The following is a 23,284-nucleotide window of genomic DNA, read 5'->3' as shown; positions in this document are numbered from 1 at the left end:
ATATAGCAGGGTGAAGTTAGTTTATTAAACAGTATTAAATTCACCAAAAAAATGGTATACTTAACTTAGCTAGGTATATTAAACTACATAAGTAGAGAAAAGAAAGGAATGAATTGAATATGGCATTAGTAACTACAACAGAAATGTTCAAAAAAGCTTACGAGGGAGGCTATGCTGTTGGTGCTTTCAACGTTAATAACATGGAAATAATTCAAGGTATTGTTGGAGCAGCAGCAGAATTAAAATCACCTCTTATTTTACAAGTTTCAGCAGGAGCTAGAAAATACGCTAATCCGACATATTTAAAGAAGTTAGTTGAGGCAGCTGTAATTGAGGCTGGAGATATTCCTATTGCTTTACACTTAGACCACGGCGAAGACTTTGAGATTTGTAAAGCTTGCATAGATAGTGGATTTACATCTGTTATGATAGATGGTTCTAAACATTCATTTGAAGAGAATATACGTTTAACTAAACAAGTAGTAGATTACGCACATGCTCATGGTTGCGTTGTTGAAGGAGAACTTGGAAAATTAGCAGGAATCGAGGATGACGTAAACGTATCTGCTGAAGATGCATCATACACGAATCCAGCTGAGGTTGAAGAGTTTGTAAAACGTACAGGAGTTGATTCTTTAGCAATAGCTATAGGAACTAGCCATGGTGCTTTCAAATTCAAACCAGGTCAAAAGCCACAATTAAGATTTGATATCTTAGAAGAAATTGAAAGAAGAATACCAGGATTCCCAATAGTATTACACGGTGCTTCATCTGTATCACAAGAGTATGTAAAAGAGATACAACAATACGGTGGAAACTTAGCTGATGCAATTGGTATACCAGAGGAAATGCTAAGACAAGCAGCATCTTCTGCAGTATGCAAAATAAATATAGATTCAGATTTACGTCTTGCATTCACTGCAGGTATACGTAATGTACTATCAAATAATCCCGCAGTATTTGATCCAAGATCATATTTAAAGGTTGGTAGAGAGAATATTAAAACTTTAGTTAGCCACAAAATTAAAGAAGTTCTTGGAAGCGAAGGTCAAGCATAAAATATAAAATCTTTAATATTAAAACAGTAAAATGCGTTAGTCATTTTACTGTTTTTTTATATGGAAAAGTTATAGATTAGTACGTAAAAAAGAGTATGGCTCAGTAAACCATACTCTTTCATCTCATCTATAAGATATAATATATAAAATAATTAATTATATTAATATATTTAAACGGGGTTGTTTAAGCTTTAATATAAAAGATTATTTTTCATTTGCAGCGTTTTGTCCAGCTATACGTCCGTAGAATGAACCCGCTGATATTGCTAGTCCACATCCTGGATATTCAGTTCCGAATAATCCTTCGAAGGCTGTTTCACCAGCAGCGTATAATCCTTTTATTGGATTATTGTTAGCATCTAAAACTCTTGACTCTAGGTCTGTTACAATACCACCGAAAGTAACTGTTACAGCAGGGTTAAGTTTAATTGCATAGTACTTTTCACCTTCTATAGGATACATCTTGTCGCTTGGCTTACCGAAATCTTCATCTACGCCTTTTGCGCAAAGTTCATTGTATCTATCAACAGTTGCTTTTAATGTTGCTGGATCTAAGTCAATTAATTCAGCCAGTTCTTCTATTGAAGCAGCACTTGGAGTGTCTTCTAAAGTCATTGCATATTGTACTGTTGGAGTTGGATCATTTGCTGTTGCAATGTAGTAACCTAAAGAACTGTTCTCTTTAGTCATTTTATCTCCAACATGGTATTGGTAAGTGTATTCATTAACAAATCTTTTTCCGTCTTCAGAAACGATAAGACCTGCCTCTTCATTTATACCTACTCCAGAAGTGTAGCTTACATAAACAGTTTGAGCACTAGGGCTATCGAAGATTTGAGCTCCAACAGCTTCAGCCATAGTTATTCCATCACCAACGTTTCCAGCAGGAACTTGAGTTGAATATCCCTCTGTAAAGTCAGCATATCTAGCCATCATTTCTTTATTAGAAGCGTATCCACCAGTTGCAAGAATAACTGTTTTAGCATTTACAGTTACAGTGCTTCCATCTTTAGCAGTAGCTTTTACTCCAACTACTTCTTTATTATCATTAGTTAATAATTCGTTTGCAGTTACGTTGTAGATGATATCTCCATCTACTTCTTTGTATTTATTCATCATTGGAACGATGATTTGACCGCCGTGACCATCGGTCATACCGCCGCCACCTTTTGTATTATGTACTCTCCATGGTTTTAGAGATGAATGGATTGGTTCAACATCTTGAACTTCAACACCCATTTCAGTCATCCAGTTGAAGGTATCAAGTGAGTTATCAACAAATTTGCTTAATTTTTCATCATCTATTAAGTCTCCACCTACTTCTTTTAGGTATGAGAACATTTGATCATTAGAATCTTCAATTCCTTCAGATTTTTGGAACTCAGTTCCGTTAGCCATAAGCTTACCACCAGATCTTGTAGTTGCTCCACCAACGATTCCTTGTTTTTCTAAAACTAATACGTCAGCTCCGCCTTCAGCAGCTTCAATTGCAGCAGATAAACCAGCAACTCCACCACCAACGACAACAACATCTACATCGTAAGTTTGATCTTCTCCTTTAGCGTCTTCTATATCTGCTAAATTTTCAGGAGCTCCACCAGCTTCAGTTACAGCTTGTTTAACAGCGCCTATTAAAAATTTTGAAGTTAATGTTGCACCAGTAACTGTATCAACATCTAAACTTTGAGTTTCAACGATTTTACCAGGTATTGTTTCGATTGGAGTTGTATCAAGTCCGTAACCTATACCATAAGTTTCTTTATGGTTAACAACCTTTACATCAGTGATTGATGTTTCATCAAAGGTTACATCAACAACCATTTCACCTTTCATACCATTTGTGTTAATTGTATAAACACCCGGAGTATATTTGTTTTCACCTTTAGCACCTTCATTTTTGTCATTACTGCTGCATGCTGTAGTAGTAACTAGCATTAATGAACTTAAAAGTAAGCATAATATTTTTTTCTTGCTCATATTGAACCTCCTTGTTTGTTAATCTACAAACATTCTATCAGATGCTCTAAGAGGAAAGTCAACACCTTGAAATGAGAAGCAATACGATGAAAAAAATGTCAGAAATTATTTAAAAAATATACAATATATACTTAAAATTTAAAAATAATTAAATAATATTGTTAAAATATCTACACAGAACTGTTCCCTTAGGGTATACTATTTATAGAGTTTTAAATAGTTAAAGTATTAATTATAGAAACTAAATTGTTTTTTTGTTAACTTTAGGGGGAAAGCATGAGAATACAAAAGATATTAGAAGTTACGAATCTGAGTAAGAAGGCAGTTTATTTTTATATAAAAGAAGGCTTGATTAATCCAGATAAAAATGATGAAAATGGCTACTATGATTTTTCAGAAGAGGATTTAAATAAGCTGCAGATTATAAATAATTTAAGAAAGATTGGAATGTCAATTCAAGATATTAAAGAGTTGTTTGTATATCCAAGTCTTACAAATTTTTTTATGCATAGACAGATAAATAACTTGAAGAAGGCATTGTCAGAGCAGATAGAGCAATTACAAACGGCGTATTATTTTATAGACAAACTTCCTAATAATGCTACACCGGGAAATCTTGATTTTTCTTTAGAGCCTTTGCATAAGGCTCAAGATAAAAATAACAGTATGTTAGATCAATATTTCCCTAGCATTGATTCTAGGATGATAGCTATATTAATATGGGCAGCGTTTACAGACATTGAAGCAAGTGAATATCATAATTTCTTGTGGGAAAAAATATCAAACGAGCTGAGTTTTCAATTAGAGAATAAATTGATTTACTTAAAAAAGATTATATATAGTTTGAATCCAGAACAAATATATAATGCTTCTGTTCATATGTTTAAAGTAGGTAGAGAAATTGAAATGGCAGAAAAAGCTGATTTGAATAGATATGCTGATAAATTATTTAACAATTGTGCTCAAATAGTTGAAGATGAGAATCTTAGAAGATATTGGACATTGATTTATGAACCTGTACTTAGACCGACAATAGATTTCTTTGATAGTGAGGCAAATAAGCTTTTTAAGGAGTACAATCCAAGATATTCAAAGTATAGTGATAATATGGAGATAATTTGTAAATGTGTACTTGAAAGACTGAAATATGAGCCAATAATCTTGAAAGAACTTATAAAATGCTTAGGAGAAGAGGAAAGTCATGGGGGATTAAATTATTCACATCTTATGTGCATATATTCTTTTGAAGGAAGCATTTTCACACAATTAGAGTTGAATAAATTAAAAGATCTACTTTCTTAAAAATAATAAAGGTTATAAAAACGTATGAGTTACTTATACCTTTTAACTTGAGAAGAAACTAATTTGTTAAAAAATAATTTTATACTCCACAGTATTAAAACAAAATTTAATGTTAGAATAAAGAATTTCTTTACATGAATTTTATATATTATATTATATGATGATGTTGTTGGTGAAATCATGAGAATTTTACCAACAACATTTTTGTTTTTGGAGGAGAGTGGATTGGCTTATGATTAAAGTTGGAGAGAAAAAGAGACTTTTTTTGATAACTATAGCAGTTGTAACAGTGATAGCAGTGTCATGGTTCTCTTTTATGAAAAAAGACGCTTCTGGTGAAAATGAAGTTTTGAGGGAAAGAGAATATGTTGCAACTATGGGAGATATAGTAGTTGGAATTGATGCTAAAGGCGTAGTTAAATTGAAAAGAGAAGCACATACTTTCAAGGATGGAGCTATTCTTGGAAAGTATAATGTCAAAGTTGGGGATTCAGTGAAAAGGGGAGATGTTTTAGCTGAGTTATCCATGGAAGACTTAGAGAAGAAGAAGTCTGAAATAAATGATAGATTTAAGGAAGCTCAAAATGCTTTAAGTAAAGCAAAGAGTGATAAAGAATTTTTTGAATCAGAGGGTAATAAAAAAGTTAATGATATTAAAAAAGATGGTGAGGCTGCATATAACAGTAAATTAAGTGAGATAAACACTAGAATATACTCAATCAATAAAAGGATATCATCAATACAAGGTCAGATAACGGCTCTACAAGATGAGAAGAAGAAGTTAGAGGCTGAATCAGCAAATGAAGCTAATTCTGCAAGGATAGCTGAAATAAAAAATGAGCTGACTGTAAAAGAAGGAGAGCTGAATAGTGCAAATGAAGAGCTTGCTACAGGGAATTCATCTCTATCAACGTTGAATTCAGATAGAAACAGAGAGATAGAGAGAGAAAATGAAGATGTAAACCTACTGAAAAGACAAAATGAAGCTCAGTCCAAAAGTCTTCAAGGAGCTTTAGAAAGTGCACAAAGCAGTTTCGATAAGATAAATAAAGAGCTAGAAGAAATTAATGAATTAATAGCTTCTCCCAAAATTGAAGCAAAGATTGATGGGGTAGTTTTAAGTACGCCATATGCTTTAGGAGAGACAATTGATGCAGCTAAACCAGTGGTAGAGATAGGAGATATGTCAAAGCAGAATCTAACTTTATTTATAGATCCAGTTGGTGTTATTGAGGTTTCAGAGGGACAGCAAGTAAGCTTTTATGTAGATGCATATCAAGAGGATACCTTTACTGGAAAGGTAGAATCCCGTTCTTATGTGCAAAATGAAAATAAACAAGTTGAAGTTACTGTTTTAGTTGATGAAAATGAAGCAGAATTATTAGAGGGTATGGGAGCGTCGGCAACTATTATATCAAAAGAAAAGAAGGAGGTTTTAACACTTTCTAATAAAGCGATTACTTTGAAGGATAACAAGCAGATGGTAAAAGTGAAAAATGCTGATGGCAAAATAGAGGAGCGAGAAATAACTACAGGCTTTTCAGATGGACGTGTGAGCGAAGTATTAAGTGGTCTTGAAGCTGGAGATGTTGTGGTAAGTGAGGGATAACAATGAGGAGTATTGAACTATTTCGTATGGTATGGATAAATATGCTGTAAAACAAATTCAAGGTTATTTTAACATCCCTCGGAATTATTTTTGGTACTATGACAATCGTTCTTGTTATAGCCATAGGTCAAGGAGCTGAAAAAGAGGCAGCTACTCAATTTTCAGGATTATCTGCAGATACAATCTACGTGAATCTAAACTATGGTGCAATGGGGGTGGATTTTGATTTTACAAAGCTTGAAAAGCTTACAGAAGAAAATTTGGAGCAAGTTAAAGAAGAAAGCACAGCTTTAAGTAATATATATTTAAGGGTTGAATCAACTAAAGAAGTTGGAATTGGCAAAACAAAAGAATACTTACCTATTATAGCAGTTACAGAAGGATATGCTGAGGTTTCAAACTTGAAATTTTCATTAGGGTCGGATTTTTCCATTGAGGACTTAGAGGATGGCACTAATGTGGCTGTTGTAGGTAATGATATTGTAGAAAAGTACTTTTCCAGTGGGGATGATGCTTTAGGTAGGAAGATTAAAATTGGTGATGCAAGATATGAAATAATCGGTATTCTAGAGCGTAATGAAGATGGACTTCAAGGAATGAATCATGATGGTGCCATATGTTCCATATACAAGCTTAGAGCAGAATAATATGATGGACGATATAGGGATTCCACAAATGGTTGGAAATGCAAAGAGCTTAGATGAAGTAAAGCGTACAATGCGAGAGATAAAAAGTACCCTTGACTACTATCTGGACAATGCTGATGTATATGTTGTTGAAGATGCTGGTAGTAGAATTGATGCAGCAACAAAGTCAGCTCGTACAATGAAATTATTACTTGTTTCTGTAGCAATAATTGTATTGATAGTTGGTGGTTCCTATATGACTTACTATTATTCAAGCAAAACATTAAAGCCTCTTGAAAAGTTGAATGAAGAGATGAATAAAATTAATGTTAATAATTTAAAAGTTAATCTTCAGGTTCAAAATACAGGAGATGAAGTAGATCAGCTTACAAAGACATTTAATACTATGACTTCAAAGCTTCATGATTCATATATACTTCAAAAAATTTTTTCTGCAAATGCAGCTCATGAACTTCGTACTCCATTGAGTGTTATGCAGACGAAAATAGATGTTTTTAAAATGAAAGATCGTTCTATGAAAGAGTATGAAGAGTTTTTAGCTATAATTGAAGATAGTACATCAAGATTAGTTGAAATAGTTAAGGATTTACTTGATTTTACAAATGAGCAGATTGTTGATATGTCTGAGAGTGTTAATCTTAGAGAGGTTGTAGAAGAGGTAATTTATGAATTAGAAGATTTGGAAATAAAGAATAAAATTGCTATATCATTAGTTGGAGATGATACTGCTATAAATGGAAATGATGGTTTATTACAGCAGGCTGTGTATAACTTAGTTGAAAATGCTATAAAATACAGTAATAAAAATGAAAGAGTTGAAATTGAAATATTGAAGAAGAAGGAACAGGTTATTTTAAAGATTTCAGATACAGGAATGGGAATTCCAGATGAAATGAAATAAAGTATTTTTCATCCTTTATTTAGAGTGGAGGAGTCAAGAAATAGAGAGATTGCAGGGAGTAGACTTGGACTTGCTATTGCTAGAAATATTATAGATAAGCATGGAGGAGTAATAAGGGTTAAAAATAATATACCTAAGGGTACATGTTTTGAAGTTATATTTAAAGCTTTAGATAGAGAATATTGTATTTATTAAAAGTAAAATTTAACTTATTAGTAGTAAGGTTAAAAGTAAAATTTAAAAATAGTAAACTGATGAATAAATTAATAAAAGTATCAAAGCTACAATTTATAGTTTTGATACTTTTATTATTTATTTTGTTTCAAGGTCTATTTTACTTCTAAGCATAAAGTGCTCATGAATATTTTTTACTATTATTTTAAGTATATTGTATATAGGAACAGCTAAAAAGGCTGCAAAAAATCCTCCAAAATAAACGCTGGTAGTAACAACTAAAATTGTTGTTAGAGGATGCATATTTAACTGGTTTCCTGTTATATTCGGTGTTATTACATTACCCTCTAATTGCTGAACAACAATGGTTAAAACAATAACCTTTACGAGCATAGGTAAGCCCATTCCTAAAGCAATTAATATTGCAGGAAGAATACCTAATATTACGCCAAGGAAGGGGATGAATGCTGTAATAAGAGAGAACATTGCAAGTACTAGTGCATTTGGCATGCCTATTATTACATAGCCTATAAACATTAAGACTCCGATTACAGAGGCAACCATTATTTGGGATGTAATATATTGTTTTAATACTGTATCAATTTCATGTAGTATTTTTAGCGTTGTTGATTTAGCTTTGCTAGGTAGAAGAGAAGTAAATGTTCCAAAAAGTTTTTTATCATCCTTTAATATGTAGAACATTATAATAGGAATTAAAATTAATTGAGCTACGAAGTTGCTGATGGAACTTGCAACACCAAAAATATTCTTTGATATGGATACAAAAGAATTCGAAAGATATTCAATTATACTCTGAACTAAATCAGGAATATTAAACATTTCTCCAAGTTGAGGAAATATATATGCATATTTTTGAGTCAGATTATCTAAAGAGTCAACTATTGCAGAAATCAATCCTTGTCCCTGAGTTCTTATTATTGAAGAAGCGTAAAATGTAATAGAAACAATTAAGAGGATTACTAAAAGCATTGATATGGCTGTTGAAATTCCACTTGAAAAATTTTGATTTTGAAAAAAACGCTTCAAAGGTCTTACTAAGTAGTATAGGAAAACAGCTAAAACTAATGGTAAAAACATGGCGTTAAGTATAGTTAATAAAGGTTCTATTACAAAATTCAGTTTTGAAAATAGGAATACTGCAATAAGAACTAAATTTATAATTAGAAGAGATTGAATTATTTTTGCATTAGGATTATTTTTCATAATATCCTCCTTTCAGTGAGGTTATAGGTGTATTATAACATAGTAAATTTAAGTTAAAAGGGGGATTAATGGTTATTAATAGTATATTAAAAAGTTATTAAATATGAGTATGCAATAAAAACGAGCTGTTTTATTAATAGCTCGTTTTTATTGCATATAATTAGTCTATATAATAAGTTGGTTTATAGATTTCATAAAAGTCAGGAATCTAAAGTATATGCTTGAAACTCTAAAAAAATTCCAAATTGTGGATAAAGTTGGGGATAATGTGGAAAAAAATGTAATGAAAGTTGAGTTATATATTTTTATCCACAGTATTTAATGAAGTTTTAGATATTAAATACTTTTGTAATTCCATACAGCTCTCTTTATCCATATGAGGAACACTATTAAGAGCATAATCTAAGCCTAATTTTTCGTATTTATTAACACCAAGTAGGTGATAAGGTAGCAATTCGATTTTATCCACATTAGGGATTTCATTATTTATTATTTTACTTAGTTCATCCATTTTTTCTTTGTTGTCGGTATAGCCAGGTACAACAACGTGTCTTACCCATACTCTGGTCTTTGCACGTCTTAATGCTTCTAAAAATGAATTAATACCTTCTGAAGTACAACCAGTTAGCTCTTTGTATCCAGCAGAGTTAATATGCTTGATATCTAATAAAACTAAATCTGTATATTTTAGAATTTCATCATAAGTGTCAGGATTTCCGTAGCCGGAAGTATCGATTGTGGTATGAATACCATGTTCTTTACACTTCTTTAAAAGTTCTAGAAGAAATGCTGGTTGCATTAAGGGGTCACCACCAGAGAAGGTAACACCACCACCAGAACGTTCGAAGTAAGGTCTGAAGCGTAGTATCTTTTTTATTAAATCTTCAGTGGTAACTTCATTACCATCTTTTAAATGCCAGGTATCAGGATTGTGACAATATAAACATCTTAGTTTACATCCTTGAAAGAAAATAACAGTTCTTATTCCAGGGCCGTCAACAAGACCCATGCTTTCGATTGAGTGAATTTTACCAGTTTCCATTATAGCCTCCAATTAGTTTATTATTTAAATTAACTTTAAACAAAAATATCATAATATATATTTCTCTTTAAAAGTAATTTGAATTCTCTATTATAATAAGAGATTATATTTGATTGAGTTTATAGAAAGGTAGCTTTTACATGGTGAAAATATGCTTATTTATAATTAAGAGAAATACCCACTAAGGAGTATTTCTCTTAAAGAAAATATATATTTAAATTTAAAAGGCAGATTTATGAAACTCCTGCTCACATTTCTTCGAAGGAGTGCTCATAGAACTTAAGTATGCCTTAGCCCAATCAAAGGTTTCAAGGCTTACTTACATTGATGCGTGGAATGTTCTGTTTATAACGTCAAGCTGCTGCTCTCTTGTTAACTTAATGAAGTTAACAGCATATCCAGAAACTCTGATTGTTAATTGTGGATACTGTTCTGGATGATCCATAGCATCTAATAGAGTTGCTCTATCAAAAACATTTACGTTTAAGTGGTGAGCGTTTTGTCCGAAGTATCCATCCATCATAGCACTTAAGTTAGTGATTCTATCTTCAGGAGTTTTTCCTAATGCATCTGGTATGATTGAGAATGTATTAGAAATACCGTCTTGAGAATGCTCGTATGGAAGTTTAGCAACAGAGTTTAATGATGCTAATGATCCGCTTGAATCTCTTCCGTGCATTGGGTTAGCTCCTGGTGCGAAAGGCTCTCCAGCTTTTCTTCCACATGGAGTTGTACCTGTTTTCTTACCGTAAACTACGTTAGATGTTATAGTTAGAACTGATTGAGTGTGGTATGCATTTCTATAAGTTTTGTTACGTCTGATTTTATCCATCATGTTTTCAACTAAGAATTTAGCTATATCATCAACTCTATCATCGTCGTTTCCGAATTTAGGGAAGTCACCTTCAACTTCGAAGTCAACAGCGATTCCTTCTTCGTTTCTTATTGGTTTAACTTTAGCATATTTTATAGCTGATAAAGAGTCTGCGCATACTGAAAGTCCTGCTATACCACAAGCCATTGTTCTAAATACATCTCTGTCATGTAAAGCCATTTGTAAGCTTTCATAAGAGTATTTATCGTGCATGTAGTGGATACAGTTTAGGGTATTAACGTAAAGGTTAGCTAACCAATCAGTCATAACATCAAACTTCTCCATTACTTCATCATAGTTTAAGTATTCAGAAGTTATTCCTTCCATTTTTGGAGCAACCTGAACACCAGATTTTTCATCTCTTCCACCGTTTATAGTGTAAAGTAAAGTTTTAGCAAGGTTAACTCTTGCTCCGAAGAATTGCATTTGCTTACCAACTCTCATAGCAGATACACAGCAAGCTATTGCATAATCATCTCCCCAGTATGGTGCCATTAAATCATCGTTCTCGTATTGTACTGAACTTGTATCTATAGAAACCTTAGAGCAGAAGTTTTTGAAGCCTTCAGGTAATCTAGTTGACCAAAGAACTGTTAAGTTTGGCTCAGGTGATGGTCCTAATGTGTAAAGAGTGTTAAGTACTCTGAATGAGTTCTTAGTAACTAATGTTTGTCCATTTAATCCCATTCCACCGATTGACTCAGTAACCCAAGTTGGATCTCCAGAGAATAATTGATCATACTCAGGAGTTCTTAGGAACTTAACTAATCTTAACTTCATTACGAAGTGGTCCATTATTTCTTGAGCTTCTTCTTCTGTTATAGTCCCGTTTTCTAAATCTCTTTGAATGTATATATCAAGGAATGTTGAAGTTCTTCCAAGAGACATTGCAGCTCCGTTTTGTTGCTTTATAGCTGCTAAGAATCCGAAGTATAACCATTGAACTGCTTCTTGAGCATTTGCAGCTGGAGCAGATATATCAAGGCCATAGCTTGCAGCCATTGTCTTTAATTCTTTAAGAGCAACGATTTGATCAGAAATCTCTTCTCTTAATCTAATAACATCTTCATCTATAGTAGAAACTTCTAAGCTCTTCTTTTGAGCTAATTTATCTTCGATTAATCTGTCAACACCATAAAGTGCAACTCTTCTGTAGTCACCTATAATTCTTCCTCTTCCATATGCATCAGGAAGACCAGTAACTATACCAGATTTTCTAGCCAATCTCATTTCCTCAGTGTAAACATCGAAAACTCCTTGGTTGTGAGTTTTTCTATATTTTGTAAAAATTTCAGAAGTTTTAGCTGAAACTTCATATCCATATGCTTTAGCAGCATTTTCAGCCATTCTGATACCACCTTGAGCTATAACAGCTCTTTTTAGAGGTGCGTCAGTTTGAACTCCTACGATTTTTTCTAATGCTTTATCTATGTATCCAGGGTTGTATGCGTCTATAGCAGAAATAGTTTCTGTATCAACATCTAATACTCCGCCATTTGCTCTTTCTTTCTTAAATAACTCGCTAACTTCTTCCCATAATTTTGTAGTAGCTTCTGTAGCTCCTGCAAGGAATGAAGCATCACCTTCATATGCAGTATAGTTGTTTTGAATGAAGTCTCTTACGTTGATTTCATTCTTCCATGTTTTACCTTTAAATCCGTTCCATTGAGTAAACATACAAAAATCCTCCTTAATAACTAAATATAAGATGTTATCATTGAATTAACAAATTTTTAAAAACTTAAACTTTTTATAACAGTCTTACAAAACTGTTATATATTTGTAACATGCAATGATAAGAAACGTTGCAAATTGGGATATCTGAACTTTCTATCTGTTATAATTGTACTACTATAACAGATAGAACACAACACTTTTTTAAAAATAAATATCAAGTTGTAAAATTAAGAATATTTAAAAAGCGAATCATTAATATTCTAATAAATTTCAAGAAAAAATGTTAATTTGAAGTAAGTTGAGTTATAATATTGCTAGGACTATGTGATTTTAAGTATAAATTTAAAAATTTATAAAATCAGGTTATTACATACTATAGCAAAGGTATAATATAAACTATGGAGGTATAAGCTGTGAGTAGAAAACCAAGCATGTTTAGTAAAAATTACAGAAAAGAGTTAAAACAAAGAAAGATAAGACGTATTGTATTAGCAGTTGGTGTAATATTAGTAATAGGTGGGACTGTAATTTCATTTGATAAGGGTAAAAGTATTGTTAAGAATTTCGTTGCTAAGAACAGCAAGGGGAATATAATAGATAAAGCCGAAAAGGAAGAAATTGATCAATCGACAGCTATTGAAAATGATGTTCACGAAAATGAAGAAAACTTAAACGTTACCTTTGAAGCAAAATTAACCTCAGGCAAAACTGTATTAGTTGAGATCAAAGATGACAATAATAAAAAGGTTATTTCTAATATTCAATGTCCGGAAGCCGTTGAAGGAATTATTTCACCTTCATTAGAAAAGGGATTAATAATAGATGGAAGCACACAGGACATTTATATAGTAGATTCTTCACAGCAAGTAAAGAACATAACTAACCAGCAATACACATCCACAACCAATGATGTTTATACTAAGGAGTCAGTACTTCAGTATACTCCAGATTATAAGTGGGTTGAGGGGGCAGCATTTATAGATGATTCGCATGTCGCATATAGCAGTCAGCTGCCTTGGATTAATGAAGGTGGAACTAGATATCTTTGGATAGTTAATCTTGATGACAACACTCATAATGGATATTACAATATAAAAGGAAATTCTTTTACTTTTGGTGAAACAAAAAATGAGAGGGTTTCTATTGATGTTGACGGAAGAATAATTGAAGTTAATTCCCAAGGAAAAATAGTTTCAAATTAAATAATTTAATGAAGTAAACTAATGAAGTAATTTGCTTAGTAGTGAATGAAAATCAACTGTACTAGTGAATATGTCGCAGTGTTTTTGTTAAAAAGTATATAAATTTAAAAAGTGTTGTAAATAGTTAGTATGTTATTGTATAATTTATAAGGTAATATACAGATTTATCATCTAGTATTTTAGTGCTGGGATAAATAGGAATATTAGTAATAAATACACTATTTACTTTACAAAATTTATGTTATAATTTTAAAAGTATAGAAATGGTAATATTAGGAGGAAGAACAATGAACGTTAAAATGGAGAAACTAGAGAAAAACGTTGTTAAATTAGAAATAACAGTAGGAGCAGATAAATTTGCAGAAGCAGTAAAGAAATCTTATGCTAAAAACGCTAAGAAATTCAATGTTCCTGGATTCAGAAAAGGTAAAGCTCCAATGAACATAATAAAAAAATATTATGGAGATTCTGCTTTATATGAGGATGCAATAAACTACATATGCGATACAACATACCCAAAAGCGTTAGTTGAAAACAACATCAACCCAGTTGATTACCCAGCTATCGATATAGTTCAAATTGAAGAAGGTAAAGAATTTATCTACACTGCTACAGTTGCAACTGTACCAGAGGTTGAGTTAGGTGCATATAAAGGAATAGAGGCTAAAAAAGAGTTAGCTGAAGTTACTGCAGAAGATGTTGAAGAAAGATTAAAAGCAATGCAAGCTCAAAACACTAGAGTAGAAGTTAAAGAAGGCGCAATCGAAAACGGTGATATAGCTGTTATCGACTTCAAAGGATTTGTAGATGGAGTTGCATTCGAAGGCGGAGAAGCTACAAACTATGAGTTAGAAATAGGTTCAGGAAGCTTCATCGATACTTTTGAAGATCAATTAGTTGGACTTAAAGCTGGAGAATCTAAAGACGTTAATGTTACTTTCCCAGAGCAATATGGTAAAGAAGAATTAAATGGTAAGCCAGCTAAATTCGAAGTTACTGTAAATGCTGTAAAAGCTAAAGAATTACCAGAAATAACTGATGAGTTCGCTAGCGAAGTATCAGAATTCGAAACTTTAGAAGAATTAAGAAATAGCATTAAAGAAGAGCTAACTAAAGCTAATGAAGCTAAATCTCAAAATGATTATGAAATAGCAGTAATGGAAACAGTAGTTGCTAATGCAAATGTTGAAATTCCAGATGCTATGGTTAACAGAGAATTAGATTCAATGATTCAAGATTTAGAAAACAGATTAAGATATCAAGGATTAGATCTTGCAAGCTACTTCAAGTTCACAAATACAACAGAAGCTGATTTCAGAAATCAAATGAGAGAAATCGCAGCTAAAAATGTTAAAAATGAATTAGTTATAGATGCTATAGCTAAAGCTGAAGGTGTTGAAGCTTCAGAAGAAGAAATAAAAGAAAGAGCTACTGAGCTTGCTTCTAAATATGGCGAAGCTGATAAAGTTGAAGAAACAGTTAACCGTTTATTACAAGTACAAAGAGGCTACTTAGCAACTCAAATAGTTAATGAAAAAATAAAGAACCTAATAATGGAAAACGCTAAATCTATATAAGCTTTTAAGTAATTGCCAGTCTTGACTGGCAATTATTTTAAAATAAATAGGTTAAAATGTTTTTAGTAAGGATATAATATAAGATATTCTGAAAGATTACATGGAGGAGGGTTTATTGATGAGCAGTTATATACCAATGGTTGTAGAGCAAACAGGTAAAGGTGAAAGATCCTATGATATATTTTCTAGACTTTTAAAGGATAGAATTATAATGTTATCAGACGAAGTAAATGATGCAACTGCAAGTTTAGTTGTAGCACAGCTTTTATTCTTAGAAGCTGAAGATCCTGATAAAGATATATATTTATATATAAATAGTCCAGGTGGCTCAATAACTTCAGGAATGGCTATTTACGATACGATGAATTACATTAAGCCTGAAGTTTCTACTATATGTATAGGAATGGCGGCTTCTATGGGCGCATTTTTACTTGCAGCAGGACAAAAGGGTAAGAGATTTGCATTACCAAATTCTGAAATAATGATTCACCAACCACTTGGAGGATTTAAAGGTCAGGCTACTGATATTGATATTCACGCAAGAAGAATATTAAAAACTAAGGAAACACTTAATCAAATTTTAAGTGAAAGAACAGGGCAACCTCTAGATAAGATAAAATTTGATGTGGAAAGAGATTACTTTATGTCCGCAGAAGAAGCTAAGGAATATGGATTAGTTGACGAGGTAATTAATAAAAAGAAATAGCTTTAAAGGGGTGTTGACATGCCAAGAAATGATGAAAAGAAAAAGTTTAAATGTTCATTTTGTGGTAAAAGTGAAGAGCAGGTTAGAAGACTTATTGCAGGACCTGGTGTTTATATATGTGACGAATGTATTGAACTTTGCTCTGAAATTATTGTAGATGAAAGAGAAGAAGATGTTCAAATTGACATGGGTACATTACCTAAACCTAGAGAAATAAGAAAATACCTTGACCAATATGTAGTAGGTCAGGAAGATGCAAAAAAAGCTTTGGCTGTTGCTGTTTATAATCACTACAAAAGAATTAATTCAGCTGTTGTTGAAAATGATATTGAGTTACAAAAAAGTAATATACTACTGTTAGGACCTACTGGTTCAGGTAAAACTTTATTAGCTCAAACACTAGCAAAAATGCTTAATGTACCATTTGCTATTGCAGATGCAACTACACTTACTGAAGCTGGTTATGTTGGAGAAGATGTAGAAAATATTCTATTGAAATTAATCCAAAATGCTGACTACGATGTAGAAAGAGCAGAAAGAGGAATTATATATATAGATGAGATTGATAAGATTGCACGTAAATCTGAAAATCCATCAATAACTCGTGATGTATCAGGTGAAGGTGTTCAGCAGGCTTTATTAAAGATTCTTGAAGGAACAGTGTCATCTGTACCGCCACAAGGTGGTAGAAAACATCCACATCAAGAGTTTATTCAAATAAACACTTCAAATATATTATTTATTTGTGGTGGAGCTTTTGATGGTTTAGAGAAAATTATTGAAAGAAGAACACAAAAATCAGCTATGGGGTTTGGTGCTGATGTAATGTCTAAGGAAAGTAAAGACTTAGGTGAAGTATTTAAGCAGATTATGCCACAAGACTTACTTAAGTTTGGATTAATTCCAGAGTTTGTTGGAAGAATTCCAGTTATAGTTACTTTAGATAACTTAGATGAATCGGCTTTAGTTAAGATTTTAAGTGAGCCAAAGAATGCCTTAGTAAAACAATATCAAAAGTTATTGGAAATTGATGATGTTAAGCTGGAATTTGATGAGCAATCGCTTATTGCCATAGCTAAGGAAGCTATAACAAGAAAGACAGGAGCCAGAGGTCTTAGAGCTATTATCGAAGACGTTATGCAAGATATAATGTATGAAGTTCCTTCTCGTGAAGAAATTGAAAAGGTAATAATACACGAGAATACTCTTACAACTAAAGAGCCTGAATATGTAATGGCTGCAAGTGGCAAGAGAGAACCTTTAAAAATTGAAGGTAAAAAGGGAGCAAAAAGAACTCCTGAACTTGCTTAAAAGTGAATTTTGAAATTAAGAAACTGCTGTTTAATACAGCAGTTTTTTTCTTATATTTTCTTCTATTAGAATATTAATGAAGCAGAATGAGAATAATACTATTGTGCCATTAAAAAAAGCAGAGGGAGGAAAGTTAACTTGCTTTGGTTCAAATATATCAAGTTAACACAAGAAATCTATGACATCTGTAATAATTATAATACAATTGTTTGTTACCATAGTAATGGGATTATATTTCTATAATGCATTAAAAGGTCAAAAGAGTTCGAAGGTGGTCATTAATAAGGAAAATACTAAGGAAGCTGAAAAGTTAAGAAGGATGAAGAACATTAGTCTTACAGAGCCTTTAACGGAAAAGAGCAGACCAACTACCTTTGAGGATATTATAGGTCAGGAAAAGGGGATTAAAGCTTTAAAGGCTGCTATCTGTGGGCCTAATCCTCAGCATGTAATAATTTATGGACCTCCGGGCGTTGGAAAAACTGCAGCAGCAAGATTAGTTTTAGAAGCTGCAAAATTGATTCCATCTTCACCTTTTAGAGGATTTTCTAAATTTGTTGAGGTTGATGCAACAACAATACGATTTGATGAAAGAGGTATTGCAGATCCATTAATTGGTTCTGTACATGATCCTATTTATCAGGGGGCAGGTCCTCTAGGGATTGCGGGAGTACCACAGCCGAAACCAGGTGCAGTTACTAAGGCTCATGGAGGGATTTTGTTCTTAGATGAAATAGGAGAATTGCACCCAATTGAGCTTAATAAGCTACTTAAGGTTTTAGAGGATAGAAAAGTGTTTTTAGATAGCGCATATTATAACAGTGAAGATCCTAATATGCCTAGTTATATTAAAGAAATATTTGATGAAGGACTTCCTGCTGATTTTAGACTTATAGGAGCAACAACTCGTAGTCCAGAAGAAATTGTTCCTGCTATTAGATCTAGGTGTGTAGAAATCTTTTTTAGGGCTCTTGATGCAGATGAGATTAAATTGATAGCAAGAAATGCAGTTGCAAAAATGGGTATTGAAATTGATGAAGAAGCTGCTGAAATGGTCGGCTTATATGCTAGCAATGGAAGAGATGCTGTAAATTTAGTGCAACTTGCATGTGGAATAGTTATCAATGAGAAAAGAAGTAAGATTGGTGTGGAAGAGGTTCAGTGGGTTATTGAAAATGGCCAGTATTCACCACGTCCAAATAAAAAGGTATGCTCAAAACCTAGAGTTGGGTATGTTAATGGCTTAGCCGTAGTTGGAGCTAATACAGGTGCTGTTATGGAAATTGAAGCTACTGCTAGAAGGATAGATGGTAGAGATGGAATTGTTAAGGTAACAGGAATTGTAGAGGAAGAAGAAATAGGAGATAAAAATAGAAAACTTAGACGAAAAGGTACAGCCAGAAATTCAATTGATAATGTACTCACTGTTCTTGAAAGATTCTACAATTTAGAGGTAAAGAATTATGATATTCATGTGAATTTTCCAGGGGGGCAGCCGGTGGATGGACCTTCAGCTGGAATAAGTATAACTACAGCAATTTATAGTGCAATAACAGGCAAAACTATAGACAACTTAATAGCCATGACTGGAGAAATTTCTATTCATGGTGAGGTTAAACCTGTTGGGGGAGTAACAGCCAAAATCACAGGAGCCATAAAGGCAGGTGCTAAAAAGGTTATTATTCCAAAGGAGAATTGGCAAGATATTTATGCTGGTTATAAGGAAGTAGAAGTTATTCCAATGAGCAATATAAAAGATGTAATAAATGAAGCAATTGTTAGCGAAACAGTTCTTCATGTTAATCTTGAAAATAAAGATGGTACATTTGGCATTATGGCATCACCTCAATTAAAAGCATAAAAAAATCCCTAGAGGAACACTATTAAAAGTACTCTAGGGATTATTTAATTGAAAAAATGAAGTTTTATAGGTATAATAGACTAGTCTAATTATGTTATTATGAAGTCACTATAAGTAAATAGTCAAATATTTGATTTGACTAGTGTTAAGTTAAGTCCAGTTTAAATCTTTGATTTAGTTTTTGGCACTTACTCAGTAGAGCACTCATTGAAATGAATATAAAGATGAGTTTCTTAAACAAAACATATCATTGAATATTTTATATACAGTTGTAATTTGAAAATAAGGAGATGATAGTATGGAGAATAAATTAATTAAACTGCCGTTAATTCCTTTAAGGGGATTAAGTATATTTCCTCACATGGCTTTAAATTTCGATATAGGCAGAGCAAAATCTATAGAGGCCATTAATAGGGCAATGAATAGTGATCAAAAAATATTTGTGGTTACTCAAAAAGAGGCAGCTTTAGAAAATCCTACAAGAAAAGATATATATACTATTGGTTGTGTTTGTACAATAAAACAATTTATGAAGCTTCCAGGAAATCATTTAAGGGTTCTTGTGGAAGGCGAATATAGAGCGAAGTTAGTTGAGTATATTGACGAGGAGCAATGTATTGAGGGTGAAATAGAAGCTATAGAAGAAGTTGATATTGAAGATGATACAGAAGCACAAGGATATAAAAATTCTCTAAATGATATGTTTAGTGACTATTTAGAATTAGTTGGTGATGAAGTTAATGAACTAATAACAGAATTAGAAGAAGAAGAAAATAATAGTGTTTACTGTGATGTTATTAGCGCATTTCTGCCTGTTAAAGGAAATGTGAAGCAAGAATTGTTAGAGACAATCTCCATTAAAGAGAGAATGGAAAAACTTCTAATTATCTTAAAGAAAGAAATAGAAGTTATAAAAGTGGAAAAGTTAATTGGAGATAAAGTAAAGGCTAAGGTAAGTGCATCACAAAAGGAATATTATTTAAGAGAGCAAATGAAAGTAATTCAACAAGAATTAGGCGAAGATGATGAGTTAAAAAAAGAGCTTGATAGATATAATAAACTTATTTCAAAGTGCAAGCTTCCTAAAGAAGTGAAGGAAAAAGTTGAATATGAAATGGAGAGACTAAACAATGTTGGTCTTTCAACTCAAGAAGGTTCCGTAATAAAAACTTATTTAGATACGGTGTTTAATATGCCTTGGAACAAAATAAGTAAAGATAACTTGGATATTAATAATGCAAGAAAGGTTCTTGATGAAGAACATTTTGGATTAGAAGATGTTAAGGAAAGAATAATTGAGCATTTAGCAGTTAGAAAAATGAGTAATGGATTAAAATCTCCTATATTATGTTTAGTGGGTCCTCCAGGAGTAGGAAAAACATCTATTGCAAAATCAGTGGCCAATTCCTTAGGTAGAAAATTTGTAAGAATGAGTCTTGGTGGAGTAAGAGATGAAGCTGAAATTAGAGGGCATAGAAGAACATATGTAGGTGCAATTCCGGGTAGAATAGTCACTGCATTAAAAGAAGCTGGATACAAAAATCCAGTATGCTTATTAGATGAGATTGATAAGGTATCTAAGGATTATAAAGGAAATGTTGAAGATGCTTTACTTGAGGTTCTTGATTCAGAACAAAACAAGACTTTTAGAGACCATTACTTAGATGTGGATTTTGATTTGTCTAAGGTGCTATTTATAACAACAGCTAACAGTTTAGATACAATTTCAAGACCTCTATTAGATAGAATGGAAATAATCGAAGTTTCTGGTTATACTAGTGAAGAGAAATTTCAAATTGCTAAGCAGCACTTATTACCGAAGGTTATGAAAGAGCATTCTTTAGAAGAGGGTGTAATAAATATAACTGAAAGTGCAATAAGAACTGTTATTGATAATTATACTAGGGAGTCAGGAGTAAGAAGCTTAGAAAGAAAAATATCTACTTTAATTAGAAAAGCTGTTACTGAACTGCTTGAAAAAGATAAAAAATCAATAACTATTAATGTTATGGGAGTTAAAAAATATTTAGGACCAGAGATTTTTAGTTATGATGATTTAGATACAGAAAATAAAGTTGGAGTAGTTACAGGTCTTGCATGGACAGGATATGGTGGAGATACTCTGCCAGTTGAAGCCATTGTGATGGATGGAGATGGAAAATTCCAATTAACTGGACAATTAGGTGATGTAATGAAGGAATCAGCTAAGGCTGGTTATAGTTATGTAAGAGCTCACTGTGAAGAGTATGGAATAGATGCTATGTTCCATAAGAATAAGGATATTCATATTCACATTCCAGAGGGAGCTATACCTAAGGATGGACCATCAGCTGGAGTTACAATGATAACAGCTATGATTTCTGCTTTAAGTGGACGACCAGTTGATTATTCAGTTGCTATGACTGGGGAAATTACGCTTACAGGAAGGGTCCTTCCAATAGGTGGTTTAAAAGAGAAAAGTTTAGCTGCTTATAGAATGGGTATAAAAACAATTGTAATTCCAAAAGCTAATGAAAAAGATTTAAAGGATATACCCAAAACGGTAAAAAGTAAAATAAAATATATACCAGTAGAAAAAGTAGAAGATGTACTTAAAAGTGCATTAATTGGAGAGATTAATAATGGAAATTAAACAAGCAGAATTTACAACATCAGCTGTAAAACCAGGACAGTATCCAGAGGATGGAAGAGTAGAGATTGCCTTTGTTGGTAGATCTAATGTAGGTAAATCATCATTAATAAATACTGTTACAAATAGAAGAAAGTTGGTTAAAGTAAGTCAAACACCAGGAAAAACAAGACTTATAAACTTTTTTATAATTAACAATCAATTTTATTTTGTTGATCTTCCAGGGTATGGTTACGCTAAGGTTTCTAAATCAGAGCAAGCCAAGTGGGGAGGAATGATGGAGCAATACTTAATAAATAGACCACAGCTTAAAAAAGTTGCTTTATTAGTGGATTGCAGGCATAAGCCCACTGGCGATGATGTCATGATGTATGAATGGATTAAGCATTACGGATATCAAGTAGTTGTTGTTGCAACGAAAAAAGATAAGCTTAACAAAAGTGAACTGCAAAGAAGTGCTAAAGTGATTAAGGAGACACTTAAACTTAATCCAGAGGATAATTTAGTATTTTTCTCTTCTTTAAAAAAAGAAGGAAAAGAAGAGTTATTAAATGAAATGTTTAAGGATATAGAATTATAAAATAAAAAGTTACTGCATAATTTTCTTTTGAAAATTATGCAGTTTTTTTATCACCGTTTTTTTATCTGAACATATATTGTAGTATAAAGCAAAGGAAAAAGATAAGAAAAACATAGGAATAAAAAAGCTGAGGAGATAGAGGCATAATTAAATTATGAGGAGCTAATGTGAGTGAATTACAAAGGAAATAAAAAACAAATGTTTATTTAGTAAGCAATTGAAAAATAAGTGTCAAAACCTAAGATAGGTCATATAGTATAATATAAAATTTACTAATGAAAATTCAATTTAAAAATAAAATAGGAGGAAAAATATATGAGCGATTATCAAGATTTTTTCGGAATGTTTGGAGGACCAGGCGCATGCCCACCACCACCACCTCCAGGACCATGCCCAGGGCCAGGACCAGTACCAGTACCAGGACCAGGACTAGGAGGATTTGGCGGGAATGGCATAATTATTTGGATAATAATACTATTCTTCTTATGCAGAGGCGGATTTGGATTTGGAAATAATGCATGTGGAAATGGATGCGGAAATAATGGATGCGGATGTGGCGGAAACGATGGATGTGGATGTGGAAATAATGGTTATGCACCTATGATGCCTGCTTATCAAACAGGATGCTGCACAACAATGATGCCAAACCCATGTGACTATACAGAGTATTGTAACTGCTGTGGAAAACAAGTTAAGAAATGCAAAAAACAAAAGAATTATATAGTTGAAATGTGTCAATGCGGAGGTAATTTACCAGCTGCAAACAACAACTGTGGATGTGGTAATTATGGTGGAGGCTTCGGATGCGGAAATGGATTCGGTATCTGGTGGATTATAATCCTAATAATCCTATTCTGTTTCAGAGGCGGTAATGGTTTTTTAGGCGGAGCTCCATGCCCTCCAGGACCACCACCAGCATCAAACCCATGTTAA

The 23,284-nt window shown here is 32.6% G+C and carries 16 protein-coding genes and 1 pseudogene; 13 read left to right on the top strand and 4 right to left on the bottom strand.

Translation table 11 applies throughout. The features are described from left to right. Positions 1–119 precede the first annotated feature (119 nt). On the top strand, positions 120–1,058 hold the full coding sequence (gene fba, locus BN1075_RS09960) for a class II fructose-1,6-bisphosphate aldolase (RefSeq protein WP_040193009.1): 939 nt from the start codon (positions 120–122) through the stop codon (positions 1,056–1,058). 204 nt (positions 1,059–1,262) lie between these two features. Here fba and BN1075_RS09955 read toward each other — a convergent pair whose 3' ends face one another. Further along, positions 1,263–3,035 carry an FAD-dependent oxidoreductase gene (locus BN1075_RS09955; protein WP_052406502.1) on the bottom strand — a complete coding sequence of 591 codons (1,773 nt, stop codon included), beginning with the start codon at positions 3,033–3,035 and terminating at the stop codon, positions 1,263–1,265. Between the two features lie 276 nt (positions 3,036–3,311). Here BN1075_RS09955 and BN1075_RS20775 point away from each other — a divergent pair, with 276 nt between their 5' ends. The 4 genes and pseudogenes from BN1075_RS20775 (at position 3,312) to BN1075_RS22140 (ending at position 7,689) form a co-directional block, all read left to right on the top strand. After that, positions 3,312–4,337, top strand: coding sequence for a MerR family transcriptional regulator (locus BN1075_RS20775; RefSeq protein WP_052406501.1), 1,026 nt, complete (start codon positions 3,312–3,314; stop codon positions 4,335–4,337). Positions 4,338–4,569: 232 nt separating this feature from the next. Continuing rightward, entirely contained in the window at positions 4,570–5,946 is a 1,377-nt protein-coding gene (locus BN1075_RS09945; RefSeq protein ID WP_148315491.1) for an efflux RND transporter periplasmic adaptor subunit, read from the top strand. A 65-nt stretch (positions 5,947–6,011) separates the two neighbouring features. Beyond that, on the top strand, positions 6,012–6,593 hold the full coding sequence (locus BN1075_RS20770) for an ABC transporter permease (protein WP_268871541.1): 582 nt from the start codon (positions 6,012–6,014) through the stop codon (positions 6,591–6,593). Then, positions 6,550–7,689 (top strand): annotated as a pseudogene (locus BN1075_RS22140) (ATP-binding protein). Before BN1075_RS20770 ends, BN1075_RS22140 begins: the two are co-directional and overlap by 44 nt. 117 nt (positions 7,690–7,806) lie before the next feature. Here BN1075_RS22140 and BN1075_RS09930 read toward each other — a convergent pair. The 3 genes from BN1075_RS09930 to pflB all read right to left on the bottom strand — a co-directional run bounded on the left by BN1075_RS09930 (position 7,807) and on the right by pflB (position 12,485). Further along, the gene (locus BN1075_RS09930) at positions 7,807–8,892 is read right to left on the bottom strand and encodes an AI-2E family transporter (protein ID WP_235777780.1); all 1,086 of its coding nucleotides are present in this window, start codon (positions 8,890–8,892) and stop codon (positions 7,807–7,809) included. Positions 8,893–9,187: 295 nt separating this feature from the next. Then, a complete protein-coding gene (gene pflA, locus BN1075_RS09925) occupies positions 9,188–9,934 on the bottom strand; it encodes a pyruvate formate-lyase-activating protein (RefSeq protein WP_040193005.1) in 747 nt (248 codons plus the stop codon). A 319-nt stretch (positions 9,935–10,253) separates the two neighbouring features. Further along, positions 10,254–12,485, bottom strand: coding sequence for a formate C-acetyltransferase (gene pflB, locus BN1075_RS09920; RefSeq protein WP_040193004.1), 2,232 nt, complete (start codon positions 12,483–12,485; stop codon positions 10,254–10,256). A gap of 413 nt (positions 12,486–12,898) precedes the next feature. On the opposite strand from pflB, the gene BN1075_RS09915 reads away from it, so the two are divergent. The 8 genes from BN1075_RS09915 to BN1075_RS09880 all read left to right on the top strand — a co-directional run bounded on the left by BN1075_RS09915 (position 12,899) and on the right by BN1075_RS09880 (position 23,284). Beyond that, positions 12,899–13,687, top strand: coding sequence for a hypothetical protein (locus BN1075_RS09915; RefSeq protein ID WP_040193003.1), 789 nt, complete (start codon positions 12,899–12,901; stop codon positions 13,685–13,687). A 287-nt stretch (positions 13,688–13,974) separates the two neighbouring features. Next, complete coding sequence (tig, locus tag BN1075_RS09910; protein ID WP_040193002.1) at positions 13,975–15,264, top strand: trigger factor; 1,290 nt, start codon at positions 13,975–13,977, stop codon at positions 15,262–15,264. A 118-nt stretch (positions 15,265–15,382) separates the two neighbouring features. Then, positions 15,383–15,970 carry an ATP-dependent Clp endopeptidase proteolytic subunit ClpP gene (gene clpP, locus BN1075_RS09905; RefSeq protein WP_040193001.1) on the top strand — a complete coding sequence of 196 codons (588 nt, stop codon included), beginning with the start codon at positions 15,383–15,385 and terminating at the stop codon, positions 15,968–15,970. A gap of 18 nt (positions 15,971–15,988) precedes the next feature. Beyond that, positions 15,989–17,281 (top strand): ATP-dependent Clp protease ATP-binding subunit ClpX, encoded by a 1,293-nt coding sequence (gene clpX / locus BN1075_RS09900; protein WP_040193000.1) that lies wholly within the window; start codon positions 15,989–15,991, stop codon positions 17,279–17,281. Between the two features lie 178 nt (positions 17,282–17,459). Then, a complete protein-coding gene (gene lonB / locus BN1075_RS09895) occupies positions 17,460–19,142 on the top strand; it encodes an ATP-dependent protease LonB (RefSeq protein ID WP_040192999.1) in 1,683 nt (560 codons plus the stop codon). Between the two features lie 298 nt (positions 19,143–19,440). Beyond that, positions 19,441–21,774, top strand: coding sequence for an endopeptidase La (gene lon / locus BN1075_RS09890; RefSeq protein ID WP_040192998.1), 2,334 nt, complete (start codon positions 19,441–19,443; stop codon positions 21,772–21,774). Further along, positions 21,764–22,351, top strand: coding sequence for a ribosome biogenesis GTP-binding protein YihA/YsxC (gene yihA / locus BN1075_RS09885; RefSeq protein ID WP_040192996.1), 588 nt, complete (start codon positions 21,764–21,766; stop codon positions 22,349–22,351). The genes lon and yihA overlap by 11 nt, the downstream gene beginning before the upstream one ends. Before the next feature lie 315 nt (positions 22,352–22,666). Continuing rightward, a complete protein-coding gene (locus tag BN1075_RS09880) occupies positions 22,667–23,284 on the top strand; it encodes a hypothetical protein (RefSeq protein WP_040192995.1) in 618 nt (205 codons plus the stop codon).

The sequence above is a fragment of the Clostridium culturomicium genome (genome assembly GCF_000821305.1).
GTDB lineage: Bacteria > Bacillota > Clostridia > Clostridiales > Clostridiaceae > Clostridium_J > Clostridium_J culturomicium.
Note: the sequence above shows the minus strand (reverse complement) of the source record. Positions and strands in the feature narration are given on the sequence as shown.

What these genes read in the sequence shown, in the direction of transcription:
- pflA (WP_040193005.1), bottom strand. Translation starts at nt 9,934, where the DNA reads ATGGAAACTGGTAAAATTCACTCAATCGAAAGCATGGGTCTTGTTGAC.
- BN1075_RS09930 (WP_235777780.1), bottom strand. Translation starts at nt 8,892, where the DNA reads ATGAAAAATAATCCTAATGCAAAAATAATTCAATCTCTTCTAATTATA.
- pflB (WP_040193004.1), bottom strand. Translation starts at nt 12,485, where the DNA reads ATGTTTACTCAATGGAACGGATTTAAAGGTAAAACATGGAAGAATGAA.
- tig (WP_040193002.1), top strand. Translation starts at nt 13,975, where the DNA reads ATGAACGTTAAAATGGAGAAACTAGAGAAAAACGTTGTTAAATTAGAA.
- fba (WP_040193009.1), top strand. Translation starts at nt 120, where the DNA reads ATGGCATTAGTAACTACAACAGAAATGTTCAAAAAAGCTTACGAGGGA.
- BN1075_RS20775 (WP_052406501.1), top strand. Translation starts at nt 3,312, where the DNA reads ATGAGAATACAAAAGATATTAGAAGTTACGAATCTGAGTAAGAAGGCA.
- clpX (WP_040193000.1), top strand. Translation starts at nt 15,989, where the DNA reads ATGCCAAGAAATGATGAAAAGAAAAAGTTTAAATGTTCATTTTGTGGT.
- clpP (WP_040193001.1), top strand. Translation starts at nt 15,383, where the DNA reads ATGAGCAGTTATATACCAATGGTTGTAGAGCAAACAGGTAAAGGTGAA.
- lonB (WP_040192999.1), top strand. Translation starts at nt 17,460, where the DNA reads ATGACATCTGTAATAATTATAATACAATTGTTTGTTACCATAGTAATG.
- yihA (WP_040192996.1), top strand. Translation starts at nt 21,764, where the DNA reads ATGGAAATTAAACAAGCAGAATTTACAACATCAGCTGTAAAACCAGGA.
- BN1075_RS09880 (WP_040192995.1), top strand. Translation starts at nt 22,667, where the DNA reads ATGAGCGATTATCAAGATTTTTTCGGAATGTTTGGAGGACCAGGCGCA.
- lon (WP_040192998.1), top strand. Translation starts at nt 19,441, where the DNA reads ATGGAGAATAAATTAATTAAACTGCCGTTAATTCCTTTAAGGGGATTA.
- BN1075_RS09955 (WP_052406502.1), bottom strand. Translation starts at nt 3,035, where the DNA reads ATGAGCAAGAAAAAAATATTATGCTTACTTTTAAGTTCATTAATGCTA.
- BN1075_RS09945 (WP_148315491.1), top strand. Translation starts at nt 4,570, where the DNA reads ATGATTAAAGTTGGAGAGAAAAAGAGACTTTTTTTGATAACTATAGCA.